The sequence below is a fragment of the Desulfofalx alkaliphila DSM 12257 genome, assembly GCF_000711975.1.
Lineage (GTDB): Bacteria > Bacillota > Desulfotomaculia > Desulfotomaculales > Desulfohalotomaculaceae > Desulfofalx > Desulfofalx alkaliphila.
The window spans coordinates 135,441-160,771 of the sequence record NZ_JONT01000003.1 but is presented as its reverse complement, the minus strand read 5'-3'; the positions used below and the strand labels follow the sequence as shown (position 1 = coordinate 160,771).

At 45.0% G+C, this 25,331-nt stretch carries 29 protein-coding genes and 2 tRNA genes; 29 read left to right on the top strand and 2 right to left on the bottom strand.

What is annotated here, in order from left to right:
* Positions 1-53: 53 nt before the first annotated feature.
* On the top strand, positions 54-746 hold the full coding sequence (locus BR02_RS0103725; protein WP_031514325.1) for a DUF554 domain-containing protein: 693 nt from the start codon (positions 54-56) through the stop codon (positions 744-746).
* Positions 747-765: 19 nt separating this feature from the next.
* The gene (locus tag BR02_RS0103720) at positions 766-1,245 is read left to right on the top strand and encodes a DUF4446 family protein (RefSeq protein ID WP_031514323.1); all 480 of its coding nucleotides are present in this window, start codon (positions 766-768) and stop codon (positions 1,243-1,245) included.
* Positions 1,246-1,257: 12 nt separating this feature from the next.
* On the opposite strand, the gene yyaC is transcribed toward BR02_RS0103720, so the two are convergent.
* Positions 1,258-1,860: a spore protease YyaC gene (gene yyaC / locus BR02_RS0103715; RefSeq protein ID WP_031514321.1), complete on the bottom strand. Its 603-nt coding sequence runs from the start codon at positions 1,858-1,860 to the stop codon at positions 1,258-1,260.
* A 147-nt stretch (positions 1,861-2,007) separates the two neighbouring features.
* Here yyaC and BR02_RS0103710 point away from each other — a divergent pair, with 147 nt between their 5' ends.
* The 23 genes from BR02_RS0103710 (at position 2,008) to BR02_RS0103600 (ending at position 21,652) form a co-directional block, all read left to right on the top strand.
* A complete protein-coding gene (locus BR02_RS0103710) occupies positions 2,008-3,063 on the top strand; it encodes a YkvI family membrane protein (RefSeq protein ID WP_238442389.1) in 1,056 nt (351 codons plus the stop codon).
* A 20-nt stretch (positions 3,064-3,083) separates the two neighbouring features.
* Complete coding sequence (locus BR02_RS0103705) at positions 3,084-3,689, top strand: CvpA family protein (RefSeq protein WP_031514317.1); 606 nt, start codon at positions 3,084-3,086, stop codon at positions 3,687-3,689.
* A gap of 2 nt (positions 3,690-3,691) precedes the next feature.
* Complete coding sequence (locus BR02_RS0103700; protein ID WP_031514312.1) at positions 3,692-5,098, top strand: aminopeptidase; 1,407 nt, start codon at positions 3,692-3,694, stop codon at positions 5,096-5,098.
* 92 nt (positions 5,099-5,190) lie between these two features.
* Entirely contained in the window at positions 5,191-5,394 is a 204-nt protein-coding gene (locus BR02_RS0103695) for a DUF951 domain-containing protein (RefSeq protein WP_031514311.1), read from the top strand.
* A 101-nt stretch (positions 5,395-5,495) separates the two neighbouring features.
* A complete protein-coding gene (rpsF, locus tag BR02_RS0103690) occupies positions 5,496-5,783 on the top strand; it encodes a 30S ribosomal protein S6 (RefSeq protein ID WP_031514310.1) in 288 nt (95 codons plus the stop codon).
* Positions 5,784-5,811: 28 nt separating this feature from the next.
* Entirely contained in the window at positions 5,812-6,228 is a 417-nt protein-coding gene (locus BR02_RS0103685; RefSeq protein ID WP_031514305.1) for a single-stranded DNA-binding protein, read from the top strand.
* Positions 6,229-6,243: 15 nt separating this feature from the next.
* On the top strand, positions 6,244-6,471 hold the full coding sequence (rpsR, locus tag BR02_RS0103680) for a 30S ribosomal protein S18 (protein ID WP_031514304.1): 228 nt from the start codon (positions 6,244-6,246) through the stop codon (positions 6,469-6,471).
* A gap of 148 nt (positions 6,472-6,619) precedes the next feature.
* A complete protein-coding gene (locus BR02_RS0103675; protein WP_031514303.1) occupies positions 6,620-6,937 on the top strand; it encodes a MazG-like family protein in 318 nt (105 codons plus the stop codon).
* Between the two features lie 5 nt (positions 6,938-6,942).
* On the top strand, positions 6,943-7,935 hold the full coding sequence (locus tag BR02_RS14305; protein ID WP_034638769.1) for a YybS family protein: 993 nt from the start codon (positions 6,943-6,945) through the stop codon (positions 7,933-7,935).
* Complete coding sequence (gene rplI, locus BR02_RS0103665) at positions 7,932-8,378, top strand: 50S ribosomal protein L9 (RefSeq protein ID WP_031514302.1); 447 nt, start codon at positions 7,932-7,934, stop codon at positions 8,376-8,378. The genes BR02_RS14305 and rplI overlap by 4 nt, the downstream gene beginning before the upstream one ends.
* A 92-nt stretch (positions 8,379-8,470) precedes the next feature.
* Positions 8,471-10,417, top strand: a complete 1,947-nt coding sequence (lonC, locus tag BR02_RS0103660; RefSeq protein ID WP_031514294.1) for a Lon family ATP-dependent protease — start codon at positions 8,471-8,473, stop codon at positions 10,415-10,417.
* A gap of 98 nt (positions 10,418-10,515) precedes the next feature.
* Positions 10,516-11,844 carry a replicative DNA helicase gene (dnaB, locus tag BR02_RS0103655; protein ID WP_031514292.1) on the top strand — a complete coding sequence of 443 codons (1,329 nt, stop codon included), beginning with the start codon at positions 10,516-10,518 and terminating at the stop codon, positions 11,842-11,844.
* 178 nt (positions 11,845-12,022) lie between these two features.
* Positions 12,023-13,306, top strand: coding sequence for an adenylosuccinate synthase (locus tag BR02_RS0103650; protein ID WP_031514291.1), 1,284 nt, complete (start codon positions 12,023-12,025; stop codon positions 13,304-13,306).
* Positions 13,307-13,447: 141 nt separating this feature from the next.
* Positions 13,448-13,523: transfer RNA gene (locus tag BR02_RS0103645), tRNA-Lys, on the top strand.
* Positions 13,524-13,533: 10 nt separating this feature from the next.
* Positions 13,534-13,609 (top strand) — tRNA-Glu (locus BR02_RS0103640).
* Between the two features lie 113 nt (positions 13,610-13,722).
* Positions 13,723-13,872 (top strand): six-cysteine ranthipeptide SCIFF, encoded by a 150-nt coding sequence (gene scfA, locus BR02_RS15025; RefSeq protein ID WP_084170920.1) that lies wholly within the window; start codon positions 13,723-13,725, stop codon positions 13,870-13,872.
* A gap of 69 nt (positions 13,873-13,941) precedes the next feature.
* A complete protein-coding gene (gene scfB / locus BR02_RS0103630; RefSeq protein ID WP_031514289.1) occupies positions 13,942-15,297 on the top strand; it encodes a thioether cross-link-forming SCIFF peptide maturase in 1,356 nt (451 codons plus the stop codon).
* Positions 15,298-15,610: 313 nt separating this feature from the next.
* Positions 15,611-16,861 (top strand): M23 family metallopeptidase, encoded by a 1,251-nt coding sequence (locus tag BR02_RS15975; protein ID WP_169738566.1) that lies wholly within the window; start codon positions 15,611-15,613, stop codon positions 16,859-16,861.
* Between the two features lie 125 nt (positions 16,862-16,986).
* A complete protein-coding gene (locus BR02_RS0103620; protein WP_031514284.1) occupies positions 16,987-17,589 on the top strand; it encodes a tetratricopeptide repeat protein in 603 nt (200 codons plus the stop codon).
* 118 nt (positions 17,590-17,707) lie between these two features.
* Complete coding sequence (locus BR02_RS0103615; protein ID WP_034638767.1) at positions 17,708-18,604, top strand: peptidase MA family metallohydrolase; 897 nt, start codon at positions 17,708-17,710, stop codon at positions 18,602-18,604.
* A 166-nt stretch (positions 18,605-18,770) separates the two neighbouring features.
* Positions 18,771-20,033: a UDP-N-acetylglucosamine 1-carboxyvinyltransferase gene (gene murA / locus BR02_RS0103610; protein WP_031514280.1), complete on the top strand. Its 1,263-nt coding sequence runs from the start codon at positions 18,771-18,773 to the stop codon at positions 20,031-20,033.
* 85 nt (positions 20,034-20,118) lie between these two features.
* Positions 20,119-20,598: a 23S rRNA (pseudouridine(1915)-N(3))-methyltransferase RlmH gene (rlmH, locus tag BR02_RS0103605; RefSeq protein WP_031514279.1), complete on the top strand. Its 480-nt coding sequence runs from the start codon at positions 20,119-20,121 to the stop codon at positions 20,596-20,598.
* Positions 20,599-21,028: 430 nt separating this feature from the next.
* Positions 21,029-21,652 (top strand): redox-sensing transcriptional repressor Rex, encoded by a 624-nt coding sequence (locus BR02_RS0103600; protein WP_031514277.1) that lies wholly within the window; start codon positions 21,029-21,031, stop codon positions 21,650-21,652.
* Between the two features lie 48 nt (positions 21,653-21,700).
* Here the strand turns inward: BR02_RS0103600 and BR02_RS0103595 are convergent, their stop codons facing one another.
* A complete protein-coding gene (locus BR02_RS0103595; protein WP_051688109.1) occupies positions 21,701-22,042 on the bottom strand; it encodes a YlbF/YmcA family competence regulator in 342 nt (113 codons plus the stop codon).
* A gap of 343 nt (positions 22,043-22,385) precedes the next feature.
* Between BR02_RS0103595 and BR02_RS0103590 the strand changes: the two genes are divergently transcribed.
* From BR02_RS0103590 to BR02_RS0103575, 4 genes are all read left to right on the top strand, one after another.
* Positions 22,386-22,574: a 4Fe-4S binding protein gene (locus BR02_RS0103590; RefSeq protein ID WP_031514273.1), complete on the top strand. Its 189-nt coding sequence runs from the start codon at positions 22,386-22,388 to the stop codon at positions 22,572-22,574.
* Positions 22,575-22,646: 72 nt separating this feature from the next.
* Entirely contained in the window at positions 22,647-23,456 is an 810-nt protein-coding gene (locus BR02_RS0103585; protein ID WP_031514270.1) for a respiratory nitrate reductase subunit gamma, read from the top strand.
* Between the two features lie 36 nt (positions 23,457-23,492).
* The gene (locus BR02_RS0103580; protein WP_420795377.1) at positions 23,493-24,848 is read left to right on the top strand and encodes a (Fe-S)-binding protein; all 1,356 of its coding nucleotides are present in this window, start codon (positions 23,493-23,495) and stop codon (positions 24,846-24,848) included.
* Between the two features lie 131 nt (positions 24,849-24,979).
* On the top strand, positions 24,980-25,297 hold the full coding sequence (locus tag BR02_RS0103575; protein ID WP_031514265.1) for a TusE/DsrC/DsvC family sulfur relay protein: 318 nt from the start codon (positions 24,980-24,982) through the stop codon (positions 25,295-25,297).
* The last annotated feature ends 34 nt before the right edge of the window (positions 25,298-25,331 follow it).

Here is a 25,331-nt window from a genome sequence, read left to right as displayed (position 1 = left end):
GACCTGGAGCTTGGTTTCCACCCCTTCTACTATAACAAAAGAGGTGCTTATAATTGCTAGGAACGGTGGTAAATGTCGCAGCCATTGCTTTAGGTGTAACCGTTGGTATGGTATTTAAAAAGGGCATATCAGAGAAAACAAAAAGCACTGTCATGCAAGGTTTAGGCCTGGTTGTTATTTTAATAGGGCTTAAAACAGCATGGCAAACTGAAAATGAAATAATTGTTATATTAAGTTTAGCCCTGGGTGCCATAATAGGTGAATATATTGACATTGAAGAAAGGTTAGAAAGGGTGGGCACCTGGTTAGAAAGTAAAACCGGAAATAACCAGGGCATGGTAGCAAAGGCCTTTGTAAGTACAAGTCTCATTTACTGTGTGGGGGCAATGGCTATCATGGGTGCCTTGGAGGATGGATTGACTGGACAGCCAAATATTCTCTTTGCAAAATCAGCCTTGGACGGCATTTCAGCCATAATATTTACTTCCACCATGGGCATAGGCGTTATTTTTTCCACAATACCGGTTTTTCTTTATCAAGGATCCATAACTTTACTTGCTGATTTTTTTAAAGAATTTCTTACCGACGGCATGATTACCGAAATGAATGCAACCGGTGGCCTTCTTATAGCGGCCATTGGTATTAATATATTGGGAATAATGAAAGTAAAGATAGGAAATTTACTGCCGGCCATTTTCCTTGCAGTCTTATTTGTGTGGATTACAGAAAAAATTTTAGTGGGCTAACCCCCGGAGGTACTTAACCATGCTGGAACTAATGGAACAATACAATTCTTATATAATCATTGCCCTCGGCAGCTTATTATTGATCAGTCTGTTGACACAAATTATCCTTTGGTCGCGATTGAAAAAAATGATAAGAAAGTACAATAGGCTGACAAGGGGAATAGATAACAGGAGTCTGGAAGAAATAACCCTATCCTTTGCCGGCAGAGTGGAGGATGCAGAAAAGTATTTAAATGAATTAAAAATAAAAACCGATGATATAAGCGAAGAATTAAAAAAATGTGTTAAAACGCCTGAAATGCTGAGGTTTAACGCCTTTGACAATGTAGGCAGCAAGCTCAGTTTTTCGCTGGCCCTCTTGGACGGTAATAAGGACGGTTTGGTGATGACTAATATTTGCACCCGGGAAGAGTCGCGCCTTTATGCAAAACAGATAGAGGCAGGTAAGTCAGAACAGTATTTAACCCCTGAAGAGGAATGTGTTATCGGTAATAAATAGTTAAAGCTCAGGTTACATCACCTGAGCTTTAGTTTGTTTATATTCTGCTATTGTCCCCAATAACCCCTCTTTAATAAAGTCTGCCAATTGCATTACTAAATTTAAGCGAGTATTTTGCAAAACCAGATATTCCATGAAGCCGCCCACATTTACTATTCCTGTGATATAAATATCTCCAACCTTTGGCAGCCTTTTATTAACACCGGCTCCGGGTTTTAAGGCCCCCATGCCAATGCATACCGAGCCTACATTTTCTAACTTACCCAGGCAGGCATCAAGGGCAATAATTAAAGGATTATCGTATTTATTATAAATTTCCTCTATTTTTTCTTCTAGGTTACTGCCATGAACAGGGTCCTTTAAGGTGCCATAAACATGATAAAAGTTTTGATCAACTTCACTTAATTTACTGCCAACCAGCGGTCCCAAACAATCGCCTGTGGATCGGTCTGTGCCAATACATACCAATACCAAAGGCCTTTCACCCTTATAATCACTTTTCATAAGTTTATATGTTAAATCCCAACTAAATTTTTCCACCGCCATATGATCATCGTGGAAAATGACGGTTTTGGGTATATTTTCAAGGCGTTCTAACTGATTAACCACAGCCATAAGATTTCCTCCTTACTATATCACTCAATAACTTAACTAATATATATATGCCCATATGGCCATACAATTATTCTTCTTTCTTTATTTTTTTGGTCAGCTTAAACAAATCAGGGCATAGTTATCTTAATATAGCTTAGGAGGTGGCCTGTGAATAAAAATTTTGATATGTTTATAAAAATCATTACCTTATATATAGGAGCGGTTATCGGGGCGGGCTTTGCTTCGGGGCAAGAAATACTGCAATTTTTTATTAGTTATGGATATCAGGGTCTCTTTGGGGCTGCAGTGGCAACCGTTTTTTTTGCTTATCTGGGGATGATGATAATGTATTTGTCCACCGGTTTACAAACAAATAACTATCAACAATTGCTGCAGCATATGATTGGGCCCGCCGGTAAGCTGATAGATGTCCTCAGCCTGATGATGTTGGTGGGCGGCCTGGGAGTAATGTTTGCGGGCAGTGGAGCGGTCCTATATCAATACTTGGCCCTGCCCAAGTACCTGGGTATTACCTTGGCATTAATAATTACCTGTTTGGTATTGTGGGGAGGGGTGGAGCGGGTTTTATCCGCCAATTTACTACTGGTACCTATAAAATTAATGGTGGTCGTTTTCATTGCTTTAATGGTTATAAAAAACGGTGAAATTAATTTTCCGGCAATAGAATACCGGGCCATAGAACCAAAGGTTGCAAAACACTGGCTCTGGGCCGGCATCCTCTATGTATCTTATAACCTGGTAGTTCCGCTGGCAGCATTGTCATCCCTGGGAAGAATGGTTACAATGGGAACAGGTATTATGGCAGGAATAAGCGGCGGCGTCCTCCTGGGTGTAACCATTGCCCTTGTAACCTTGGCAGGCTTAATGTTCTACCCGGATATATTTAATTATCCTGTACCTATGCTCTTCATGGCAGAGACCATAGCACCGGTGCTTAAAACTGTTTTTGCTTTATTGATCTGGTTGGCAATAATAACCACGGCCATCGCCAATGCCCACGGCATTGCCAGTAGGGCTGCCCCCCATGGGGGTAGAAGGTATAAGGCAGTGGGCCTGTCTGTGTGTCTTGCTGTTTTACCCCTGACCATATTAGATTTTCCCAGGCTGGTGCAGACCATTTATCCTCTATTTGGCTATGCCGGACTAATCTTAACCTTCACACTGCTGACAGCGCCCTTATATAAAAGGGGTAAATTTATTTGATTACAGAGGTGTTATATTAATTGAACTGGGTTGATGGGGTAATTCTTATCGTACTAATATATTCCACCTGCAGGGGCCTTTTGTCGGGATTAATTCTCTCCCTTACCGGCCTATTGAGTATATTATTGGGGCTGCTGGTGGCCGTTAAAAATTATCAGGCCTTGGCGGATTGGTTAATTGTGGGCTGGCAGTTTGATGAAAAATTAATGCAGCTGTTTAAGCCGCTCTTAAACCTATATGTACCGGCCTACCACCCCGACCCGGCAAGCACCGCCCTATTAAATAATGGCCTGGGGGATACCCTGCTCTTAACACTGTCCCGGGGATTGCTAAGCATAATTTGTTTTATTATATTATTAATAATGACGGATCTGGCGGTTAAGCTTATGGGCAGGCTAATTAACAAACTGCTTGGCTGGGGTCTCTTGTCCCCCATTAACCGCCTGGGGGGTGCACTTTTTGGTGTGGCCCGGGGTATATTAGTAGTGCTGATAATTATATTAATTCTACAACCTTTTCAAGCCGATATTTTGAAAGAATCCCATGTGGCAAATATCTTTTTGGACCTCTTATCAAGGTGCCAAGGAAGCGATTTTATACATTTTTTTTATAATTATAGGGGGTAAATATGCACCATAATAAACACAAGGCTGAAGAATTGGAATACAAAAGAAGCAGTGTCTGGTTGAGGATGAACACAAAAGAGAGGAAGGAAATATTCTCTTTTAATGAAGGCTACAAGGCCTTCCTCGATGCGGCTAAAACAGAAAGGGAAGCTGCATTTCAAATTGAGCAGATGGCCCGGGAGCACCACTTTATTCCTATTAATGATGTGGATAGGCTGCAGCCGGGTAGTAAGGTAATGTTAAACTACCGGAACAAAGCGGTGATGTTGGCCATTATCGGTAAAAAACCCCTTGAAAGGGGCTGTAAAATACTGGGCTCCCATACCGATGCACCCAGACTGGATTTAAAACCCCTCCCTCTCTACGAGAAGGAAGGGCTGGCCCTTCTTAAAACCCACTATTACGGGGGGGTAAAAAAATACCAGTGGCTAGGTATTCCCCTGGCCTTACATGGGGTGGCGTGCAGAAAAGACGGCACCTGTATACCGGTAGTGATCGGGACCGGAAAAGAGGATCCGGTCTTTACCATCAGCGACCTGCTGCCCCACCTGGCCAAGGACCAAATGGAGAAGAAGATGATGGATGCGGTGGAAGGGGAAGGGCTTAATGTCATCTTTGGGGGCATACCTTTAGAGGGCCGCCAAATTAAAGAGCCTGTTAAACTGGCCCTCTTGGAAAGGCTGAATAAAGACTACGGACTGGCTGAAGAAGATTTTATCAGCGCAGAATTTGAAGTGGTACCGGCTTGGGGCGCCAGGGATGTGGGGCTGGACAGCAGTATGGTGGGTGCCTATGGACAAGATGACAGGGTATGTGTTTACACCTCCCTGCGGGCTATTTTAGAAACTGAGGCCCCGGACTACACAGGGGTGGCTCTTTTTTTAGATAAAGAAGAAATAGGCTCCACAGGCAACACCGGCATGAAGGCCAGGGTATTTGAAAACTTCATGGCCGAAATAATAGAAAGACTGGCCCCGCCCTATGGCGAATTGACCCTGCGCCGCTGCCTGGCAAACTCAAGGGCCCTTTCAGCCGATGTAATGGCTGCCCTTGACCCTAACTACCCCGAGGTGATGGAAAGGCTAAACTCGTCTAAAATGGGCCACGGGGTGGTGCTCACCAAGTACACCGGCAGCCGCGGTAAGGTCAATACCAACGACGCCCATGCAGAATTTGTGGCCTATGTAAAAAACCTGCTTACCGAAAACAATATTCCCTGGCAAACAGGGGAACTGGGGAAGGTGGACCAGGGGGGCGGCGGAACAATAGCCCATATGATGGCGGCATACGGTATGGATGTGCTGGACTGCGGGGTGCCGGTAATAGGTATGCACTCTCCCTTTGAAGTTGTCAGCAAGGTGGATGTGTATGCATCATATCTGGCCTACAAGGTCTTCTTAGAACAGTAAAACAGAAAACCGGGTGAGGGGTAGGCCATGACGGGCCACTGCCAACCTGCCCGGTTAATAAGATATATTCTATTTTAGGAAGGGAAGAGAGTATGAACCGATACCAAGTGGGAGATATTGTTAAAATGAAAAAAACCCACCCCTGTGGGGGTGACCTGTGGGAGATAATGAGAACAGGTGTTGATATTAGAATTAAGTGTACAACCTGTAAAAGGGTGTTGCTGCTTCCGAGACCTAAATTTGAAAAATCATTAAAGGCCATAATTGAACAAAATAATACAAGTTCTTGCCAATAATAAACTGCTGTGATATAATCTTGTAGTTGTAATAACTTAGTATATCCCCCGCTCCATCCAAAGAGGTGGGGCCAAAGTCCATGGGAGGAGGTGTAAAAGGGTTGCGTAGTTACGAAGTAATGTTCATAATTCGCCCCGACCTTGAAGAGGAAGCCACTGAGGCAGTGGTTGAAAAAGTCACCGGCCTGATTGAAAAACAAGGCGGTGAAACAGTCAAGGTTGACAAATGGGGTAAAAGACGGCTGGCATACGAAATAAATAAGCTCAGAGAAGGATACTATGTGGTTGTCTACTTCAAAGGCACTGCCCAAGTGGCAGATGAGATGGATCGTGTGCTGAAGATTACCGATGAAGTAATCAGACATATGATTATTCGCAAAGAAGAATAAAAGCAATTTGGGTTTCGGAGTGATTATTATGTTAAATAAAATAATATTAATTGGTAGACTGACACGAGACCCTGAACCCCGTTATACTACCAGTGGCCTGGCAGTAACAAGGTTTACCATTGCAGTTGATCGACCGTTTGTCAATAGGCAAGGGGAGAGAGAAACTGACTTTATAGATGTAGTCACCTGGCAAAAACTTGCTGAAATCGTTGCCAACAACTTGAGCAAGGGGCGTTTGGTAGCGGTGGAAGGAAGATTGCAAATCCGTTCCTATGACGACAGCCAAGGTATAAGACGGAAGGCCGCAGAAGTTGTTGCCGATAATGTTCGTTTTCTTGACAGGGCAAGGGACAAGGACGCCCCAATGAGTGCCGGCCAAGGGGACGGCGGTGGCTATGCCAGCGAAATTAGTTTCTCCGATGACGATGACGATGTTCCGTTCTAGATAAGGAGGGATACTGTGCGTAAAGAGCGTCGCAGAGGCAGAAGACGTGTGTGCAGCTTTTGTGCTGATAAAATAGCTGAGATTGATTACAAAGACGTGCCTCGGCTGAAAAAATATATTACTGAACGCGGTAAAATACTTCCCCGCAGAATTTCGGGGAATTGTGCAAAACACCAGCGTATGTTAACACTGTCCATTAAAAGAGCACGTAACGTTGCATTGTTACCATATACTCTGGAATAAAAAACCGACCGGGGCTTAGGCCTCGGTTTTTTATTAACAAAAAGCACTATAAATAACAAAAGTTTGCGGCAGGAGAAAAATTAAAAAAGCTAGAAATACTACATGTTTAACGACCTGTTATCAACAACCCTTTTTAAGGAGGGGTGGCATGTTTCCATCACCTAATCAAGAAAGCGGCATTGCCAAAAATATTAGAATAATAGAATGGTTGAAAGCTGATATTTTGTCATCGGCGGCAGCCTTGTTTAAAGCCATGGTAAAGGGCAGTGAAGAAAGAATTTTAGATGCACTGGCCAGTTTAATAATATCAACCTATGTACTGGGAAGAAGGTTAGGCATTAACTTTTCCAGGCTGGATATTAAGGTGGAATCAAAACTAAGGGAAAGCATTGACGAAAATCATCAGGTGGAGCGCTGGTACGGTGATTTGTCTGAATTACTGCAGTACCGGTCAGATAAGAAATGATGCGATTGATTAACAATAACTCTCCCGTTAGGGGACTGGTTGAAGGTGCATTGTCTGCAGCTTTAATGGGCTTATTTGTTCTCCTTGGGCTGTACATACCGCTGCTGCTGCCCATAAGCAGTTTGTTATTTCCAATACCCTTAATACTAATGGTATATCGAAATGGCTTAAAAAAAGCGGTAATGTCCCTGGTGGTGGCTTATTTACTGCTGCTAATGCTATTTCCTGACCCCCTTACCGTTACTGTCTTGGTAATACAGTTTGGTTTAATGGGTCTATTATTAGGGCTCTTATTTAAAAATCATGTTTCGGCGGGAAAAAGTATTGCCATTGGCACCCTTGCCGCTGCCTGTCTGACCCTCATCATTTTAGGCTTTACACTGCTGATAATGGGCGTAAACCCGCTGCAGCTGGAAGAACAGTTGGAATTAATTGTGGAAGAAAGCATTGCCTATTATGAAGAAACTGATATGCTTACCGAGGTTGATACTGCAGAATTAAGGGAAACAGTATACGGAACCATGCGCATGCTGGCCCTGCTGGCACCGGGTATCCTTATTATCAGTTCCATGCTGTCAACACTGCTGACATATCTTTTATCCCGGGCAGTAATGGTGCGTATGAATAAGGATATTCCTCCTCTACCTCCCTTTAGCCGGTGGACCTACCCCTGGTACACTGTGTGGGGGGTAATAGTAGGTTTAGGATTAACCCTGATTGGGGATAGATATGAATTTGTTTTAATAGCCACCGTGGGCAAAAACATGCTCTATGTTTTTGGCGTCTCTTTTCTGCTTTTAGGTTTGTCGGTGGCTGCCTATTACTATAAGAAACTGCAAATCAGCCCTTGGATCAAGTTAATATTTGTATTTCTGCTGGCAATGTGGCCCTTTACACCCTTTCTGTTAATAGGGGTAGGCGTGATGGATCCTTTACTGGATGTGCGTAGAATAAACAATAACACCGATTCCGGTGATAAGGGGGAATATAAACATTGAAAGTAATACTCTTGCAAGATGTACCCAAACTGGGCAAAAAAGGTGAGGTAATAGATGTAGCCGAAGGTTACGGAAGAAATTATTTAATCCCGCGGAATTTAGCCACCGAGGCCTCCCAGGGAAAACTAAATGAACTTGCTGAGCTTAAAAAGGCGGAAAACCGCAAGAAAAAACAAATTGAAGAGGAAGCCAAGGAATTGGCTGAAAAACTAAAGGAAATAAGGGTGGAGCTCACTGCCAAGGTGGGTGATGCCGGTAAATTATTTGGCGCAATCAGCAATAAGGATATAGCCGACCACTTAAAAAAGGAGCACAAGATTAAAGTAGATAAGAAAAAAATAGTTTTGAAATCACCAATTAAAAACCTGGGCTCCTATAATGTCACCGTTAAACTGCACCCCAAGGTGCAAATTGAATTACAAGTGGTGGTTTCAGAGGGATAAGGTTTTTCCGGTTACCAAAGCCGTCAAATATAACAGCACCGTGCAGCGGCATCGTGGACGGCTTTTTAGGTGCAAGTGAAAGGAGAAAACCTGTGAAACAGTTTTTAGAAAAATTTATTTCCACAAGCGCAAAGGAAACCGCTGAGCGTTTTTCAGAAAGGGAGCAACTGCGCAGAAGGGTAAACGCATTATATAATTTAGTTTCCAATATTTATGGTTCAGACAAGCTGGTGCTGAGGGCCGGCAAGCTGGAAGTGCTGGACTTAATGCGTTCAGACAATTTAGAAGAAAGGGTGCTGGCACTTCAAAGGTTAGTATTTGAAGACCCCACCCTGGATGAATTGCCGGATCCGGATGAAATACCCGAATTATTGGCAGAAATAGAAAATGAAATTGCCGATGTAATAGCCCGGCGCACCGTTGAAGAGGAACTGGAAAAGAAAATTAATGAACGCCTGCAGCAGCGCCATGAAGAGTATATGAAAGAAGTAAAAATGCAGGTGATAAAGGAAAGTGCAGGCCCCGAGAATGCACAAACTTTAAAGAAGTTAGCCTTGCTGGAAAAATTGGAGCAAAAGAAATTGACCACCTCGGCAGAGGATGTGCTTAGACCGAAAAACTTTGATGAAATAGTGGGCCAAGAGAGGGGGGTAAGGGCGCTGCTTTCTAAGCTGGCTTCCCCCCTGCCCCAGCACATATTAATATACGGGCCGCCGGGTGTAGGCAAAACCACCGCTGCCCGGCTGGCTTTGGAAACGGCCAAAAAACTAAAGGGAAGCCCCTTCAGCAAGGAGGGGAAATTTGTGGAGGTGGACGGAACCACCTTGCGCTGGGATCCCAGGGAAATCACAAACCCACTGCTGGGGTCAGTACATGATCCCATATACCAGGGCGCCAGGCGCGACCTTGCAGAAACAGGCATACCGGAACCGAAATTGGGAATGGTATCAGAGGCCCACGGGGGAGTGCTTTTTATAGATGAAATAGGGGAAGTGGACCCCATGCTGCAAAACAAACTGCTTAAAGTATTGGAAGACAAGAGGGTGTACTTTGAATCGTCCTACTATGATCCCCATGATCCCGGTGTGCCCCAATACATTAAAAAAATATTTGACCAGGGAGCCCCGGCGGACTTTATCCTGATTGGCGCCACCACCCGTGACCCGGAAAGTATAAATCCGGCCATTCGCTCCCGCTGTGCCGAGGTGTTCTTTGAACCCCTTACCCCAAGGCAAATTGAAGAGATTGTTAAACAGGCCGCAGAGAAACTCAATGTAAAACTGGAAGATAAGGTGGCCGAAGTGATTAGCGAATACACCATCGAAGGCCGTAAGGCCACCAATATTCTCTGCGACGCCTACGGTTTAGCCTATTACCGCTATCGGGAACAAAATGAAAGGGAAATACTGATCACCGTAAGGGATGTTTATGAGGTGGTGCAAACCAGCCGCATGGTTCCCAATGTGACAAGCAAGGCCAGCTCCCGGAAGGAAAAAGGAAAAATATACGGTTTGGGAGTGGCGGGTTTTCTGGGTTCTGTGATTGAAATAGAGGCCATTGCCTTTGCAGCCCAAAATAAAGAAAAAGGAAGCTTTAGGTTTAATGACACCGCCGGCAGCATGGCCAAGGATTCGGTGTTCAATGCCGCCTCTGTGATTAGAAAGATAACCGGCCAAGACATAGCCTGTTACGACATTCATATTAACGTGGTGGGCGGCGGCCGGATAGACGGGCCCTCCGCAGGTGCCGCAATCACACTGGCAATATTGAGTGCAATACAAGAAAGGGCCATCCCCCAAGATATAGCGGTGACCGGTGAAATTTCAATCCAAGGAAAAATAAGGGCTGTGGGGGGCATTTGTGAAAAAATTTACGGCGCCAGGCAAGCGGGTATAAAAAAGGTAATCATTCCCAAAGAAAATGAAAAGGACGTACCCACCGGCCTGAAAGGAATTAAGGTGGTAGCCGTAGAAAATGTAGAAGAAATGCTAAAACATGTATTTGATAATACAGAGCAACCGGTTAGTAAGCTAGCATGAGAATAAATTACCTGTGCATATCCGGGTGACCTGTGCCCAAGGGTGGCTTCTTTGGCGGCGGTCACCGGTATGGCCCTTAGATAAGTAGGTTATATATGATGATCAACAAAATTCCACCTCAAAATATTGACGCCGAACAATCCGTATTGGGGGCAGTGCTTCTCGATAAAGAGGCCATCTATAAGGTGATGGAAATCCTCAAGCCTGAAGATTTCTATCGGGACAGCCACCGGCTGATATATGAAGCCATGCTGGACCTTATAGAAAATGATAAACCCTTGGATTTAATTACCCTATGCGAAGAACTGCGTCAAGACGGAAAACTGGACCAGGTTGGCGGAGTTTCCTATGTGGCCACCTTGGCCGGCCTTGTGCCCACGGCGGCCAACGTAGAATACTATGCCAAAATCGTCGAAGAAAAGTCTTTACTGCGCACCCTGATACAGGTTTCAAACAAGGTGAGCGCCATGGGCTATGAGGGCAGCGACGATGCCCATGGCCTCTTAGATCAACTGGAGCGGTCCATATACGAGTTAAATAACCGCCGGCAGTCGGCCTCCTTTAACCCCATAAGTGAAATACTGTTGGAAACCTTTGATCAAATTGAGCAAATGCAAAAAAACAAGGGTAAATTAACAGGCATACCGACGGGCTTCATTGACCTGGATGCACTTACCTGTGGTTTCCAAAAAAGTGACCTTATCATTCTTGCTGCCCGGCCCAGCATGGGTAAGACAACACTGGCCCTTATGCTGGCCATAAATGCCGCCGTTAAAGGAAAGGTGCCGGTGGCCATTTTTAGTTTAGAAATGTCAAAGGAACAACTGGTACAGCGGATGCTGTGTGCCGAAGCCATGGTGGACCAACACAAGCTAAAAACAGGCCACCTACAGGAAGATGATTGGCTGCGCCTAACGGAGGTGGCAGGGTATTTGTCCAAGGCCCCCATCTATATCGATGACACACCGGCCATATCAATTAGGGAATTGCGTGCAAAGGCCCGCCGGCTGCAGGGTGAAAAAGACCTCGGTTTTTTAGTCATTGACTATATGCAATTAATGCAGGGGAGCCGCCGCAGCGAAAGCAGGCAGCAGGAAATTGCAGAAATATCCCGGTCGTTGAAGGCGCTGGCCAAAGAATTGAATATTCCTGTTTTGGCCCTGTCACAGCTCAGCAGGGCGGTGGAACAAAGGCAGGATAAAAGGCCCATTATGTCAGACCTAAGGGAAAGCGGCAGTATTGAACAGGATGCCGACCTTGTAATGTTTATTTACCGTGAAGATTATTATGATCCGGAAACAGAAAATAAGGGTGTGGCTGAAATAATTGTTTCAAAGCACCGCAACGGCCCGGTGGGTTCGGTACAGTTGGGTTTTCTGCATGAATTTACAAAGTTTGTTAACTTATCAAAGGAAGACTACCGATAACCCTTTACTAACCCTGTATTTTCTGGTATTATAATTGTGTTTGTTAGCCAATTGATATTTATTGCACAAGCTAAGTAATAACTCAAATAGCGCCTGATTTGGTTAGCATTTGAGTTATTTTTATGTCAAAGGGTAAAATAGCAATAGCTTAAAGTGCTCTTTAGGAGGGGGAAGGTAATTGTCTACCGTAGTTCTCGTAGGTGCTCAATGGGGCGATGAAGGCAAGGGTAAAGTTACAGATTTTCTTGCCGAAAGGGCTGACATTATTGTACGGTTCCAAGGCGGCAACAATGCCGGCCATACGGTGGTTGTAAATGACGAGGAATTTAAATTGCATTTAATTCCGTCGGGAATACTTTATTCAGATAAGCTGTGTATAATTGGTAACGGTGTTGTTATAGATCCCGTTGTGCTGGAAAAAGAGTGGCAGTCCCTCATTGACAGGGGAATTCCCTTGGCAAAACTGCTCATTGACAACCGTGCCCATGTAATATTACCCTATCACCGCTTGCAGGATGAGGCAGAAGAAGAATTAAAGGGTTCTGCCAAAATAGGCACCACCAAGCGGGGTATTGGGCCCGCATACGCAGATAAATCCGCCAGGACAGGTATGCGCATAGTGGATATGTTAGATGATGAAGAGCTTGAGGCTAAACTAAAGCTGAACATTGAAAATAAAAACCGACTTTTTACAAGTTATTACCAAACTGAGACCCTGGACTACGACCAGGTGCTGCGGGAATACAAAAAACAGGCCCAATGGCTGCGCAAACATGCCGCCGACTGCAGCGAGGTAATTAACGATGCCATAGATAAGGGCAGTAAGGTTCTCTTTGAAGGTGCCCAGGGAGCGCTGCTGGATTTAGATTTTGGCACCTATCCCTATGTGACCTCTTCACACCCCATTGCTGCCGGTGCCTGCCTGGGGGCCGGAGTGGGGCCCACCCGGATAAATAAAGTAATAGGGGTGGCTAAGGCCTATACCACCAGGGTTGGAGAAGGACCCTTCCCCACTGAATTAAACGACCAGATAGGGGAGAATATCAGAAAGCAAGGCCATGAATTTGGCACCACCACCGGCCGCCCCCGGCGCTGTGGCTGGTTTGATGCAGTAATTGGCCGCTATTCTGCCCGGATAAACGGTTTAAACTACCTGGCAATAACCAAGCTCGATGTTTTAAGCGGTCTGCCGGAGATAAAAATATGTACAGGCTATAAGCTAAAGGGTGAATTGACCACCACCTTCCCGGCCAGCCTCAAAACCCTGGCCCAGTGCGAGCCGGTGTACGAGACAATGGAAGGTTGGCAAGAGGACCTCAGTGAGGTACGCAAATTTGCCGATCTGCCTAAAAATGCCCAACTGTACGTAAATAGAATAAGCCAACTGGTGGGTGTACCGGTGGCCTTAATCGGTGTAGGTCCAAAGAGATCAGAAACCATTATTTTAGAAGATATTTTTTAGATTGGCTAAACTCATTTGTAAGGGCGGGCTGCCATGCCCGCCCTTAACTGCGAATATAAACCATCAAAAAAAACTAAAAACTTATTGCACTACATAGCAAGTTATGTTATCATATCATTTGTCGGCAGGACAGTACAACGTGAGCCATTAGCTCAGGCGGTAGAGCACCTGACTTTTAATCAGGGTGTCGATGGTTCGAGTCCATCATGGCTCACCAAAATTTCAGTGGCCCCTTGGTCAAGTGGTTTAAGACACCGCCCTTTCACGGCGGTAACACGGGTTCGAATCCCGTAGGGGTCACCAATTTTTAAAGACGCATTTTGTGCGTCTTTTTTTATTGTTTTCATTTATGATTATTTGACTTGCATGGACTTCCTTTATTGCTTTATAATGGTATGCGGAAAGGGAGTGAAAGAATGGGTAAGCATATTAAAACAATTAACAACAAGTCGCTGACTGACACTGTTAAAACCGGTGGATGCGGTGAATGTCAAACATCATGCCAGTCTGCTTGCAAAACTTCTTGTACAGTGGGCAACCAGGTTTGTGCCAAAGAAAATAACTAAACTAAAGCTATCTACATATAACCCGATCCCGCCACGGGATTGGGTTGAATTTTTGTGGGGGGTAGAAAATTGATTCATAAATTTGAATTTGACGGTACCAAACTGGTTTTAGATGTACACAGCGGGGCACTGCATCTGGTGGATGAAATAACATGGTCTTTGCTCGATGATTATAAATTACTGACCAGGGAGCAACTAATTGATAAGTACAGCCAAAAATACCCGTCAGATGAATTGGAGGGGAGTTTAAAGGAGATTGACCAGGCAGTTAAGCAAGGTTTGTTGTTTAGCAGCGATCCCCTTGAGACAGGCTACCAACCCGCCCAAAGCGTAATTAAAGCCCTTTGCCTACATGTGGCCCACGACTGCAATTTGCGCTGCCGGTACTGCTTCGCCGGCCAGGGGCCCTTCGGCGGCGACCGCAGTTTAATGAGCTTTGAAACAGGACAAGCGGCCATTGACTTTTTAATAAAACAAAGCGGTAGCCGCAAAAACATTGAAATAGATTTTTTTGGCGGTGAACCCTTGTTAAATTTTAAGGTGGTGCAGCAGCTGGTTGATTACGGCACCCAGAAGGCAAGCTTAGCCAATAAAAAAATTAAGTTTACACTTACCACAAATGCCCTCCTGCTTAACGAAGAAATAGAGCAGTACTTAATAGAACACGGCATCAGCGCAGTTCTCAGCTTGGACGGCAGAAAAGAGGTTCACGACCAAATGCGCCCCACGGCCAGGGGCGGCGGTAGTTATGCACAGGTGCTGAAAAATATTAAAAGATTTGTGGAAAAAGACCCGCCCGGCGGCTACTATATCAGGGGAACCTATACACGCCACAACCTTGATTTTTGTCAAGACCTAATACACCTGATTGATCAAGGTTTTAAAGATATTTCCGTGGAGCCGGTGGTGGCAGGACCGGAGCATGACTACAGTCTGCGCAGTGAAGATCTGGACACCTTAAGGGAGCAATATAAACAGCTCACCGACAAGATATATTCCATGTACCAAGAGGGCAAAGAAATAAACTTCTTTCACTTCAACGTAGATTTGGAGGGCGGCCCCTGCCTGGCCAAAAGATTATCCGGCTGTGGGGCCGGTCATGAATATATGGCGGTTACACCGGACGGCAGTCTTTATCCCTGTCACCAATTTGTGGGACAGCCGCAGTTTAAAATAGGGGATGTTAGGTCCCCTGAGCTAAACCAAGGTGTGATGGCACAATATAAAGAGGCCCATGTTTACAACAAATCGAGCTGTAGGGCCTGTTGGGCCAAGTTTCTTTGCAGCGGCGGCTGCCATGCCAATGCCTATGCCTTTAACAAGACCTTGCTGGAGCCTCACAGCCTGGGCTGTGAGTTAGCAAAAATAAGATTGGAATGTGCGCTATATTTAAAGGCAAAGCAATATGAAAACCGAGGAAATTAAGCAAAAACCCATAAAATTAGCAAAATAAAACCAATATAGCTTATTTTCACCATACTACCTCCGGTATAGACAATTTACCCCGGCAGGGGGTATGTGATATAATTAACAATATTTTTCCAAGGGATACTTATGCCCAAGGAATACCAAAAGAAAAATTTGAATAATAGTAAGGCGAAAGGGGATGTTCTTTAAATTGCCGCATAACAGCCAGGATTCAGAAAAGAAAGTCTCTCCCTTTAGCCAAATGCCTTTAAAATTGCGCCTGATCATCGGTTTCTGTGCGGTTTTAGGGTTGTTTTTGGCTGTAAGTTTTTTGACAAATGCGCAAAATACCTATGCAGTTAAAGTAGACGGAAAGACCGTTGCCACCGTTGCCGGTGCTAAACAAGCAGAAAGCGTAATTAATCAACTAATTAAAGAAAAGTCTGAAGAGATTGGCCGGCAGGTAAGCTTGGTGCAGGAGCTTGAAATTAGTAAGGTTCGCCTGGATAGAAAAGCGGTGGTAGACAAAGATACTCTAAGGCAAATATTATATCCGCTTCTAACTTACAGCCTAGAGGGTGCAGTAGTGAAAGTGGATGGTAAGGCAACCTTTGCCTTTGAAAGCATAGAAGAGGCCGAAGAGTTTCTCGAGAAGCTAAAAGAAGAATATACCATTGACCCCAGAGGCGTAATAACCTTTAAAGAAGAAATAGAAGTGGTGGAAATGCCTGTGCAGGTGGAACAAGTTACCACCGTACAAACTGCACTGGCCGAAGTTAAGGAAAAGGGAACCATTCCCACTTACACGGTGAAAGAAGGCGACACCCTGTGGGATATAGCCTATGGCAACAATATACCGGTAGAAAAATTGGAAGAGCTAAATCCGGACTTTAAACCGGAATTAATGCAAATTGGCCAAGTGTTAAGGCTGTCTGATATTCAGCCGATAATTAATGTGGTGTGTACCTTTGAAAAAACGGTGGAAGAAAAAATACCGGCACCGGTTGAAGTAAAGCGCAACAGCGCCATGCTGCAAGGACAGTCTAAAGTGGTGCAGCAAGGTGAAGACGGTTTAAAAGAAGTGCAATATAAAATTGTGGCTAAAAACGGTGTTGTAACAGACAAGGTTGCCCTGGGAGAAACCGTTGTCAAAGAGACAAAACCTAGAATTGAAGAAAGGGGTACCCGGGTCTTGGTGGCATCCCGTGATTTTGGCGGCGGCCGTCTGGCTAAGCCCTCCGCGGGGGCTATTGTATCACCCTTTGGTCAACGCTGGGGAAGAATGCATACAGGCATTGACTTGGGAGGCCCTAACGGCAGTCCTGTGGTGGCCGCGGAAAATGGCACAGTGGTCAGGGCCAGCTGGTATGCCGGCTACGGTAACTGCGTAGATGTATCACACGGCGGCGGTATGGTTACCCGGTATGCCCACCTGTCTAAAATGGATGTATCGGTGGGTCAAAGTGTACAGAGAGGCCAGGTTATCGGAGCCATAGGAAGTACAGGAAACACAACAGGGCCCCACCTGCACTTTGAAGTGCTGGTAAACGGATCACCGCAAAACCCGGCAAATTACTTGTAACAATAAAACCCTTGGCATACTGTAAGGCCAGGGGTTTTTTATTACGCTAAAAATACTCTTTATAAGATCGTTCAAAAATGTTATAATACACAGGTTGAAGTTGTGAAAGGGGTGGAATAAAGCATATGTTTTTTAATCGCAAAAGACTAAAGAAACACACAAAAATACTGTTCGTTTTATTTATATTCTTAATTGCCGCCAGTTTAATTATTACATCAATAGGTGGAATTATAGGCGGCACTGCCCCGACGCTGGATAACAATCAGGGTCTGACCCAAGAAGAGGTGGAGCAATACTTCCAAGAGCAAATCAGTGCCTTGGAAAAGACAGCCCAAGAGGAACCCGAAAATGCAGAGGTATTATCTGAGTTGGCCACAATGTATATGCTCACCGGAGAAGGGGAGAAGGCAAAAACCAGCTTTCAAGACCTGGTGGCCCTGCAGCCGGAAAACACCGATGCCCGCTTAAATCTGGCCTCCCTATACCTTTATGAAGGCGGCTATGACCAGGCAGAGGAGCATGTAGCCTACGTGCTTGAAAAGGACGAAGATAATATCGATGCCCGCCATATGTACGGCTACATTTTGGCCTATGGCAAGGAAGACTATCAAGGGGCCATCACCCAAATGGAAAAATTTATTGAGCTGGTGGGGGAAGGACCCTACGTGGAGCAGGCCCAACAGTTAATTGAAGAGTGGCAGCAGCAAATGGAAGAGGAAGACAAATAAAATACATTTGTTCACAGTGACCCACCCCATGCAGTGGGTCCTTTTTTTTCCGCTGGCAGTGACCCTGATTTAATAGATATAATTTAGTTAACTAATTAGAAAAGAGGGAGGTGCTCTTATGCCACCGGGGGACTTCAATCATGGCTATTCCCTTCACCCCCTTATACTTTTATTGGCGGTGTTGGGTTTACTGATCTTTGCAACATCAATGCTATGGGGTTGGAACAGCCATCGGCTTTATATATATACCGCAAGCCGGGAACTGGCCAAACTTAGTACAGCGGTACGCTCTGCCCACCTGCCGGAAATAACCGCCGAAAAGATAGTGGTTAAGCACTATCCCGGCGATGAACAAGAGGCGCAGCTGGTAATGGATGCCGCAGAAGAATTTTTACAGCCGGTCTTGGACCTGCTTGACTACCCCCTGGACAGAAAAGTAGTTTTGCTGGTCTACCCAAACAGGGAAAAACTAAACCAATACTTTGGCTGGCCGGCAGACGAAAGTGCCATGGGCGTATATTGGGCAGGCACCATAAAGGTGCTGGCTCCCCGGGAGTGGATAGATGCGGAAGACCAAGAGCACCTGAGGCAGGTATTCTATAAAACCGGACCGGTGGCCCATGAACTGGCCCACCTGGTGGTGGATTATCGCACCCGGGGCAACTATAGCCGCTGGTTCACCGAAGGCATAGCCCAATATGTGGAATTAAACTTAACCGGTTTTAAATTTAACGACAGGGCCGGTTCCCTGGAGGATCAGCGCTATGGCTTACAACAATTAAGCGAGGGCTTTGAAAACCTTGCCAATCAATCCTTGGCCTATAGGCAATCGCTGGCTGCCGTATACTATTTGGTTGAAATTTATGGGAAAGAAGCTATACTGGAAACGATGGATCTTTTAGGCCGGGGCTACTCCCTGGAGGAAGCTTTTTTAGAAATATATGGAATTGATTTAAATACCTTTGAATATCAATTAAATGACTGGCTGGATGATAATTGGCAGCTCTTTAACTAACCCCATACCGCGGTTTGCTGCGGTAAATGCACCGGCTGCCTTAGAATTTAGATCAGACCGAATTTTCTCGGTCTGATCTTGTATTTCCCCTTTTTTCGGGGAAGGAATATCATGTAAAATAGGAGAATAGAACACTATTGGCAGAATAATGAAGGAGCTGTGCATATTGCGTAAAATCGTTGTAAGCGGAGGGCGTTCCTTAAAAGGAAAAGTAAAGATTAGCGGTGCCAAAAACGCCTCCTTGGCAATAATGTGTGCTGCATTGATGGCAGATAAGCCGGTGGTACTGGACAATATTCCCTATATTAGCGATGTAAAAATAATGATAGAAATTATAGGCACCATGGGTGCCGAAATAAGGTGGCTGGACAGTGATGTGCTGTACATTAAGCCTCCGGAAACCATTAGCCAAGACGCCCCCTATGAAAAGGTAAAAAAGCTGCGCGCTTCAAACCTTTTACTGGGCCCATTATTGGCCAAGTACGGGCGGGCAAGTGTGGCCCTGCCCGGGGGATGCAACATCGGTGTCCGCCCAATGGATTTGCATTTTAAGGGACTGGCCGGCATGGGTGCAGAAATAAGGCTGGAAAGGGGCTTTGTTATCGGTACTGCTGACAGGCTGACAGGGGCGCGGGTATACCTGGATTTCCCCAGTGTGGGAGCCACCGAAAATATCATGATGGCCGCCTGCTTAGCCGAGGGCCAAACCATCATAGAAAACGTGGCCAAGGAACCGGAAATAGTTGATTTGGCAAACTTTTTAAATGCAATGGGTGCCAAGGTAAGGGGTGCCGGAACAGACGTAATCAAAATCGAAGGAAAATCAGAGCTAAATCAGTGTCAGCGCTACTCTGTAATACCGGATCGCATTGAAGCGGGCACCTATATGGTGGCTGCAGCGGCCACCAGGGGAGATGTTTTATTAGAAAACGTAATTCCCAAACACCTGGAACCCCTCATTGCCAAATTAAGAGAAGCCAAGGTGGAAATAGAAGAGTCAGAGGACAGCCTGCGGGTTAAAGCTGCGGGTCCCCTGGCGCCGGTGGATATTAAAACCCTGCCCTATCCTGGCTTTCCTACAGACATGCAGTCGCAAATGATGGTGCTCTTGACCACCGTTCCCGGCACCAGCGTCATAGTAGAAAATATATTTGAAAACAGATTTCAAGTGGCAGATGAACTGAAGCGGCTGGGGGCAAAAATTAAGGTTGAAGGAAGAATGGCAGTTATCGAGGGGGTTCCGGAACTGCAGGGAGCCCATGTGAAAGCCACCGACCTGCGGGCCGGTGCGGCCTTATTAATTGCAGGACTAATGGCCAGGGGGGAAACCCATATATCTAACCCCCAGTATATACTCAGGGGCTACCAGGACTTTGAAAGCAAGCTAAATTCCCTGGGTGCCTGTGTTAAATCGGTGACATTAGAATAAAATCCTTAATAAAGTCCATATAATTTAACTAAAGGGCGCAAAAGGCGCCCTTTAAATACTTATTATACAGAATGGAATGATTTCCTTGCGCATTACTATCATTGCGGTGGGCAAGTTAAAGGAAAAATATTTAAAGCAGGGTATAGGGGAGTACATGAAAAGACTGCAGCCCATGACAAAACTAGAAATTATTGAGGTTGCCGATGAGCCCCACAGTGAAGGGCTGTCGGAACATGCCGCAGAACAAATAAAACTAAAAGAGGCACAGCGTATACAGCGCCATATCAGGGCCAATACCTATCTAATTGCCCTGGACATTCACGGAAAAAGCTACAGCTCAGAACAGCTGGCCCAATGCTTTGCCGACCTTATGAACACCGGCAAAAGTGATATAACCATGTTGATAGGGGGCTCCCTGGGAATAAACAAAAACCTGTTAAATCGCTGCCAGCTGAAACTATCCTTTTCCAAACTTACCTTTCCCCACCAATTAATGCGTTTAATACTGCTGGAACAAATTTACCGGGTATTTAAAATAAATAGGGGTGAACCCTATCATAAATAGGGAAAGGCAATAATATCCCCGGAACATGGTATAACTAAGAGCCCGGAAAAAATTTGAGCTTGCCGGTATGGAAGAAGTTCTGAGGGAGTTAGGGATTAATGAATCAGAACTAGAAAATTAGCATCAGCAGGCATGCTTTGAAGTCTGTTATAAATTTCAACATTGTTTCATGAGATTTAATAAAGAAGGTGGTGGAATTTCAGGAATAAGGGACAAAAAACATGTGAAAATTTAAGACTTGGCAGGGGCCAAGTCCTTTTTATTTCACGGCTTTTTCATTTAATTTCTCCACTCCCGGGGCCTGGTTTTAGACAAAATTACTCTAAATACAAGTGTTTACTAAAAATATAAAAAGTGGTATAGTAAATTTACAATAATTAATGGAAAAATACCACTTTTCTGACTAATTATTTAGGGAGTGAGCAAAAAAATGTACTCTCCTGAAGGCGTACCAAAAGCCATTGCCAAAAGGCTACCGATTTACCACCAGTGCCTGTTAAAAATGCGTAAGCAGGGCAAAAACACCATATCATCCAAGGAGCTCGGTAAAGAACTGGGCCTGGAAGCCACCATGATTCGCAAGGATTTGGCTTACTTTGGTGAACTGGGTAAACGCGGGGTGGGTTATGACGTGGAATTGCTTTTCCGCACAATAAGGCAGGTGCTCAACCTCGACCAGCATTGGAAAGTTGTGCTCATAGGGAATGGTAAAATGGCGTCGGCAGTTGTGGAGTACAATTGTTTGTACGGTAAAAATTTTAGAATAGTGGGTGTCTTTGCCCCCGGACCGGTGCCGGCGGGAAAAATGCTGGAACATTTGCCGGTACAACCCTTATCGGAATTGAAGAAATTTGTGGAAAATGAAGAAATTAAACTGGCCATATTGGCCACCAGGGTGCAAGAGGCCCAGGAGGCGGTGGACCAAATAGCTAAATCAGGAATTAAAGCCATACTAAATGTTTCCCCTGTAAACCTGTCACTGCCCGATAACATTATAGAGCAAAGAATAGATTTGACCTGGAACTTGCAGACGCTGGCCTGCCACCTGGAATAATTCTTGTGCAAGGGACGCCGTTGAAAAAGGGACGCAAACAGCGCCCCTTTACACGGTAATACCCTCTTGTATTTTTTTGTTTACCTCAATCACCAGGTCGTAAAAACGCTGGGTTTTGTCATACCAGTTTTTTACATTGGGGTTGGCCATGGCCTTTTCTTCTGCTTTTTTTAATTGCTCCATATTTTTTTCACTTAAAGGATGCCCCATTTTTTCCATCCGTTCATAGGAGTTTTTTAATGTTTGAAACTCTTTGATTAATTTACGAGCTTCAGCGTCCTGGCGCAACATTTTTTCAGCCTCTTGTTTTTGTTTAAACTCTTCTGTTTCAGATAGAGCTAAACCTATTTTTTCTGCTAGATTTATGATAGTATTTGTATCAGTGGACACTTACTCACCCCCTAACGATTAATTACTTTCTCCGGCAAATGCAAAAGTCCTACTTTAAAAACATAATTGTATAAGAAAAAATGCCAACATGGCTAGTTATATGTAATATTTGAAAAATCATAACCTTTACGAAAGACAAAATATAATGTTATCATTTATACGTAAGATAAAAGACAAACATTAGTATATTCTGAAAAAAAAGTGTTCCTTAGGAGAAGGAATAATTTAATAAGTAACGAATATTGGTTATACGAGAGGGGTGTTGGTGTTTGCTTTGGTACTGCCTGTTATGAGTACCGGGCAACTTGTGTTTTTATACAATAAATAAAGGAGGTTGTGTGGCATGTTTATGGTATCAATTGATGCGGATCAATGCGAAGGTTGCGGTGAATGCGTAGATGCTTGCCCCGCTGCCATTTTAGAAATGGTTGACGGAAAAGCCGCAGTAACCGGCAGCGAAACCGACTGCATGGGCTGCGAAACCTGTGTGGTATCCTGTCCCACCGGTGCCGCTACCATTCAAGAACTATAGTTAAAGGTATGACTACAAAAATTCGGTGACAAAAATATTTTTTTCCGGGGATCACTCTAAGGAGGTGTACCTGTGTCTTTTATTATACTTCAAATTCTACCGTATATTACCGTAACAATATTTGTACTAGGGATTATGTTCCGTCTTGGCAGATGGGCAGGTGCAAGGATTGTACACAACATTGTCTTAACCCCCGCCCCTGCAACAATGAGTGGTGCAGCGGTTAACTACGCTGCTGAGGTGGCCTTGTTCCGCAGCGTGTTCAAAGCTGACAAAAGCTTGTGGGCCGGTGCGTGGATTATGCACTTTGCCTTGCTAAACATTATTGGCGGACACATTGTAGGTTTTGCATTTTTAGGTGAACAGTTTAAGTACATTGGTACCAGTGTAGATTTAAGTAAATACCTGTCTGACTTGCTGGGTACTTCCATGGGTATTATCATTTTCGTGGCCCTGGTTTACCTGCTTTACAGACGGTTAGTTATTGAAGAAGTGAAACTGGTCTCATACCCTGCCGATTATCTGCACCTGCTTTTGCTAATTGGTATTGTTTCTGCAGGTAACGTTATGCGTTTGTTCCCAGAGTATTCGGTTGACTATGAAACGGCACAGGCCTATGTTATTCAACTAGCTACTTTCCAAGCTGTTGATTTTTCTGGCTTTAACCTGGTTTTTGCAATACACCTGTTGTTAGTACAACTGCTCTTAATGGTATTCCCATTCAGTAAGTTGCTACACCTGTTTGGAATGTTTGCAGAGCGTTGGATTATCAACCGTCCGTATGTTGAGCCCGCTCCTGGCCTGCCGGGTGCCGGTGCTTCCGTGGCCAGCGGCTCCGGTGCTGCAGTAACCAATGGTAAAACCACATCAGGGGGGGTGTAGCGCATGACTGAAGAAAAGAAGTATAAAGCTCCGGGTATGGCAACCACCGCTGAAATGCGCGCCCTCTTTATTGAACCCGTACCTGAAGAGCGTAAAGTTGAAGAGGCGTTAAAGCATTTAAAGCATTTGGTAGAAAAATTCCGGCCGCTGATGTTGGCAATGGAATCCTGCACCAAGTGCGGTCTTTGTGCAGAAAACTGCCATACCTATTTAGGTACCAGAGACCCTAATAATATTCCGACCAATCGGGCAGACTTATTCCGTAAGGCTTGGAAGGCTGCTTATACCTTAGAGGGTAGATTGTTTGGCTCCCTTGCCGGTGCTGAACCACTGAGCTTAGACACCATTGATAAAATGTACTCTTACTTCTACCAGTGTAACGAATGCCGTCGCTGTGCCTTGGTGTGCCCCTTCGGCATCGATACCTGTGAAGTAACCTTTGCCGGCCGCCAGTTACTGCACTGGCTTGGCATGGTGCCTAAACTGCAGGCATCTGTGGGTGCGGCAATGTATCGAACCGGTAACCACACCGGCTTGCCCAAGCCCGGTTTAGTAGATACCTGTGAATTCTTGGAAGAGGAAATGGAAGAGGAAACAGGCATCGAAATAAAAATTCCCATTGACAAGCCGGCCGATGTATTGTACATTCCGTCTTCTGCAGACTTTTTGCTCAACCCTAACACCATGATGGGTGCGGCCAAGTTCTTCCACTATCTGGGAGTAAATTGGACCATGAGCAGTGAGATTGCTGAAGCCGGTAACTTCGGCTTACTCTTTGACCAGCGCTATACCTTGCGTCACAACATCATGCGCTTGTTAAACGAAGCAGTAAAGCTGAATGTTAAGAAGATTGTTTGGGGTGAATGTGGCCACGGCTGGCGTGCAGGTAAAATGTATGTACCCAGCATGGCAGACCGTCCCATTCCGGTGCCCATCGTGCACATACACGATGAGACGGCTTACTACATTCGCACCGGTCAGTTGAAGCTGAACCCGGAAGCCAACAATCATCCAACCACCCTGCACGACCCCTGCAACTTTGGCCGTGCATGCAACTTAAGTGAAACACTGCGCGAGGTACTAAGACCCTGTGTAAATGACTTTAGGGAAATGACACCGAACCGCGAACGTAACTTCTGCTGCGGTGGTGGCTCTGCCATTCTTTACGATGATCCTGTGATGTATGACCTGCGCATCAAGTTTTCTGCCAAGAAGGCAGAACAGGTACGTGCCACAGGTGTAGGCGAAGATGGCAATGGTTACCTGGTTGCCCCCTGTTCAATCTGTAAAGCACAGCTCTATCCGATGGTAGAGGAACATGAACTGGGTGTAGAGGTAAAAGGTTTGATAGATTTGGTTGGTACGGCCTTATATCCGCCAATAAATGAGTAAATGGTACTAGCATATTTGTGTAAAATATATTAAAATAATAAAAGCATGCTTTTAAAGATGCTGTTTTGTGGTGTATATCGGCGTTAAGCCACACCGCAGAGGTAATAATAAATTATGGAGGTGTCTACCTAATGCCGTTTATCGAAGTTGATGGCCAGCAAATCGAGATTGATGAGGATGGTTTCTTAATTAACACCGATCAGTGGAGCGAGGCAGTTGCACACATGTTTGCCAAGGATGAAGGTATTGATGAATTAACCGAAGACCACTGGAAAGTAATCAACTACCTGCGCGACTACTTCTTCCAGTTTGGTATTGCTCCTATGATTCGTAAACTTTGTAAAGAAACCGGCTTCAGCCTCAAGCAGATCTATCAGTTGTTCCCCACCGGCCCAGCCAAGGGTGCATGTAAACTGGCCGGTCTGCCAAAGCCAACCGGTTGTGTGTAAACATTAGAATCTACAACAAAAAGAAATTTATTCA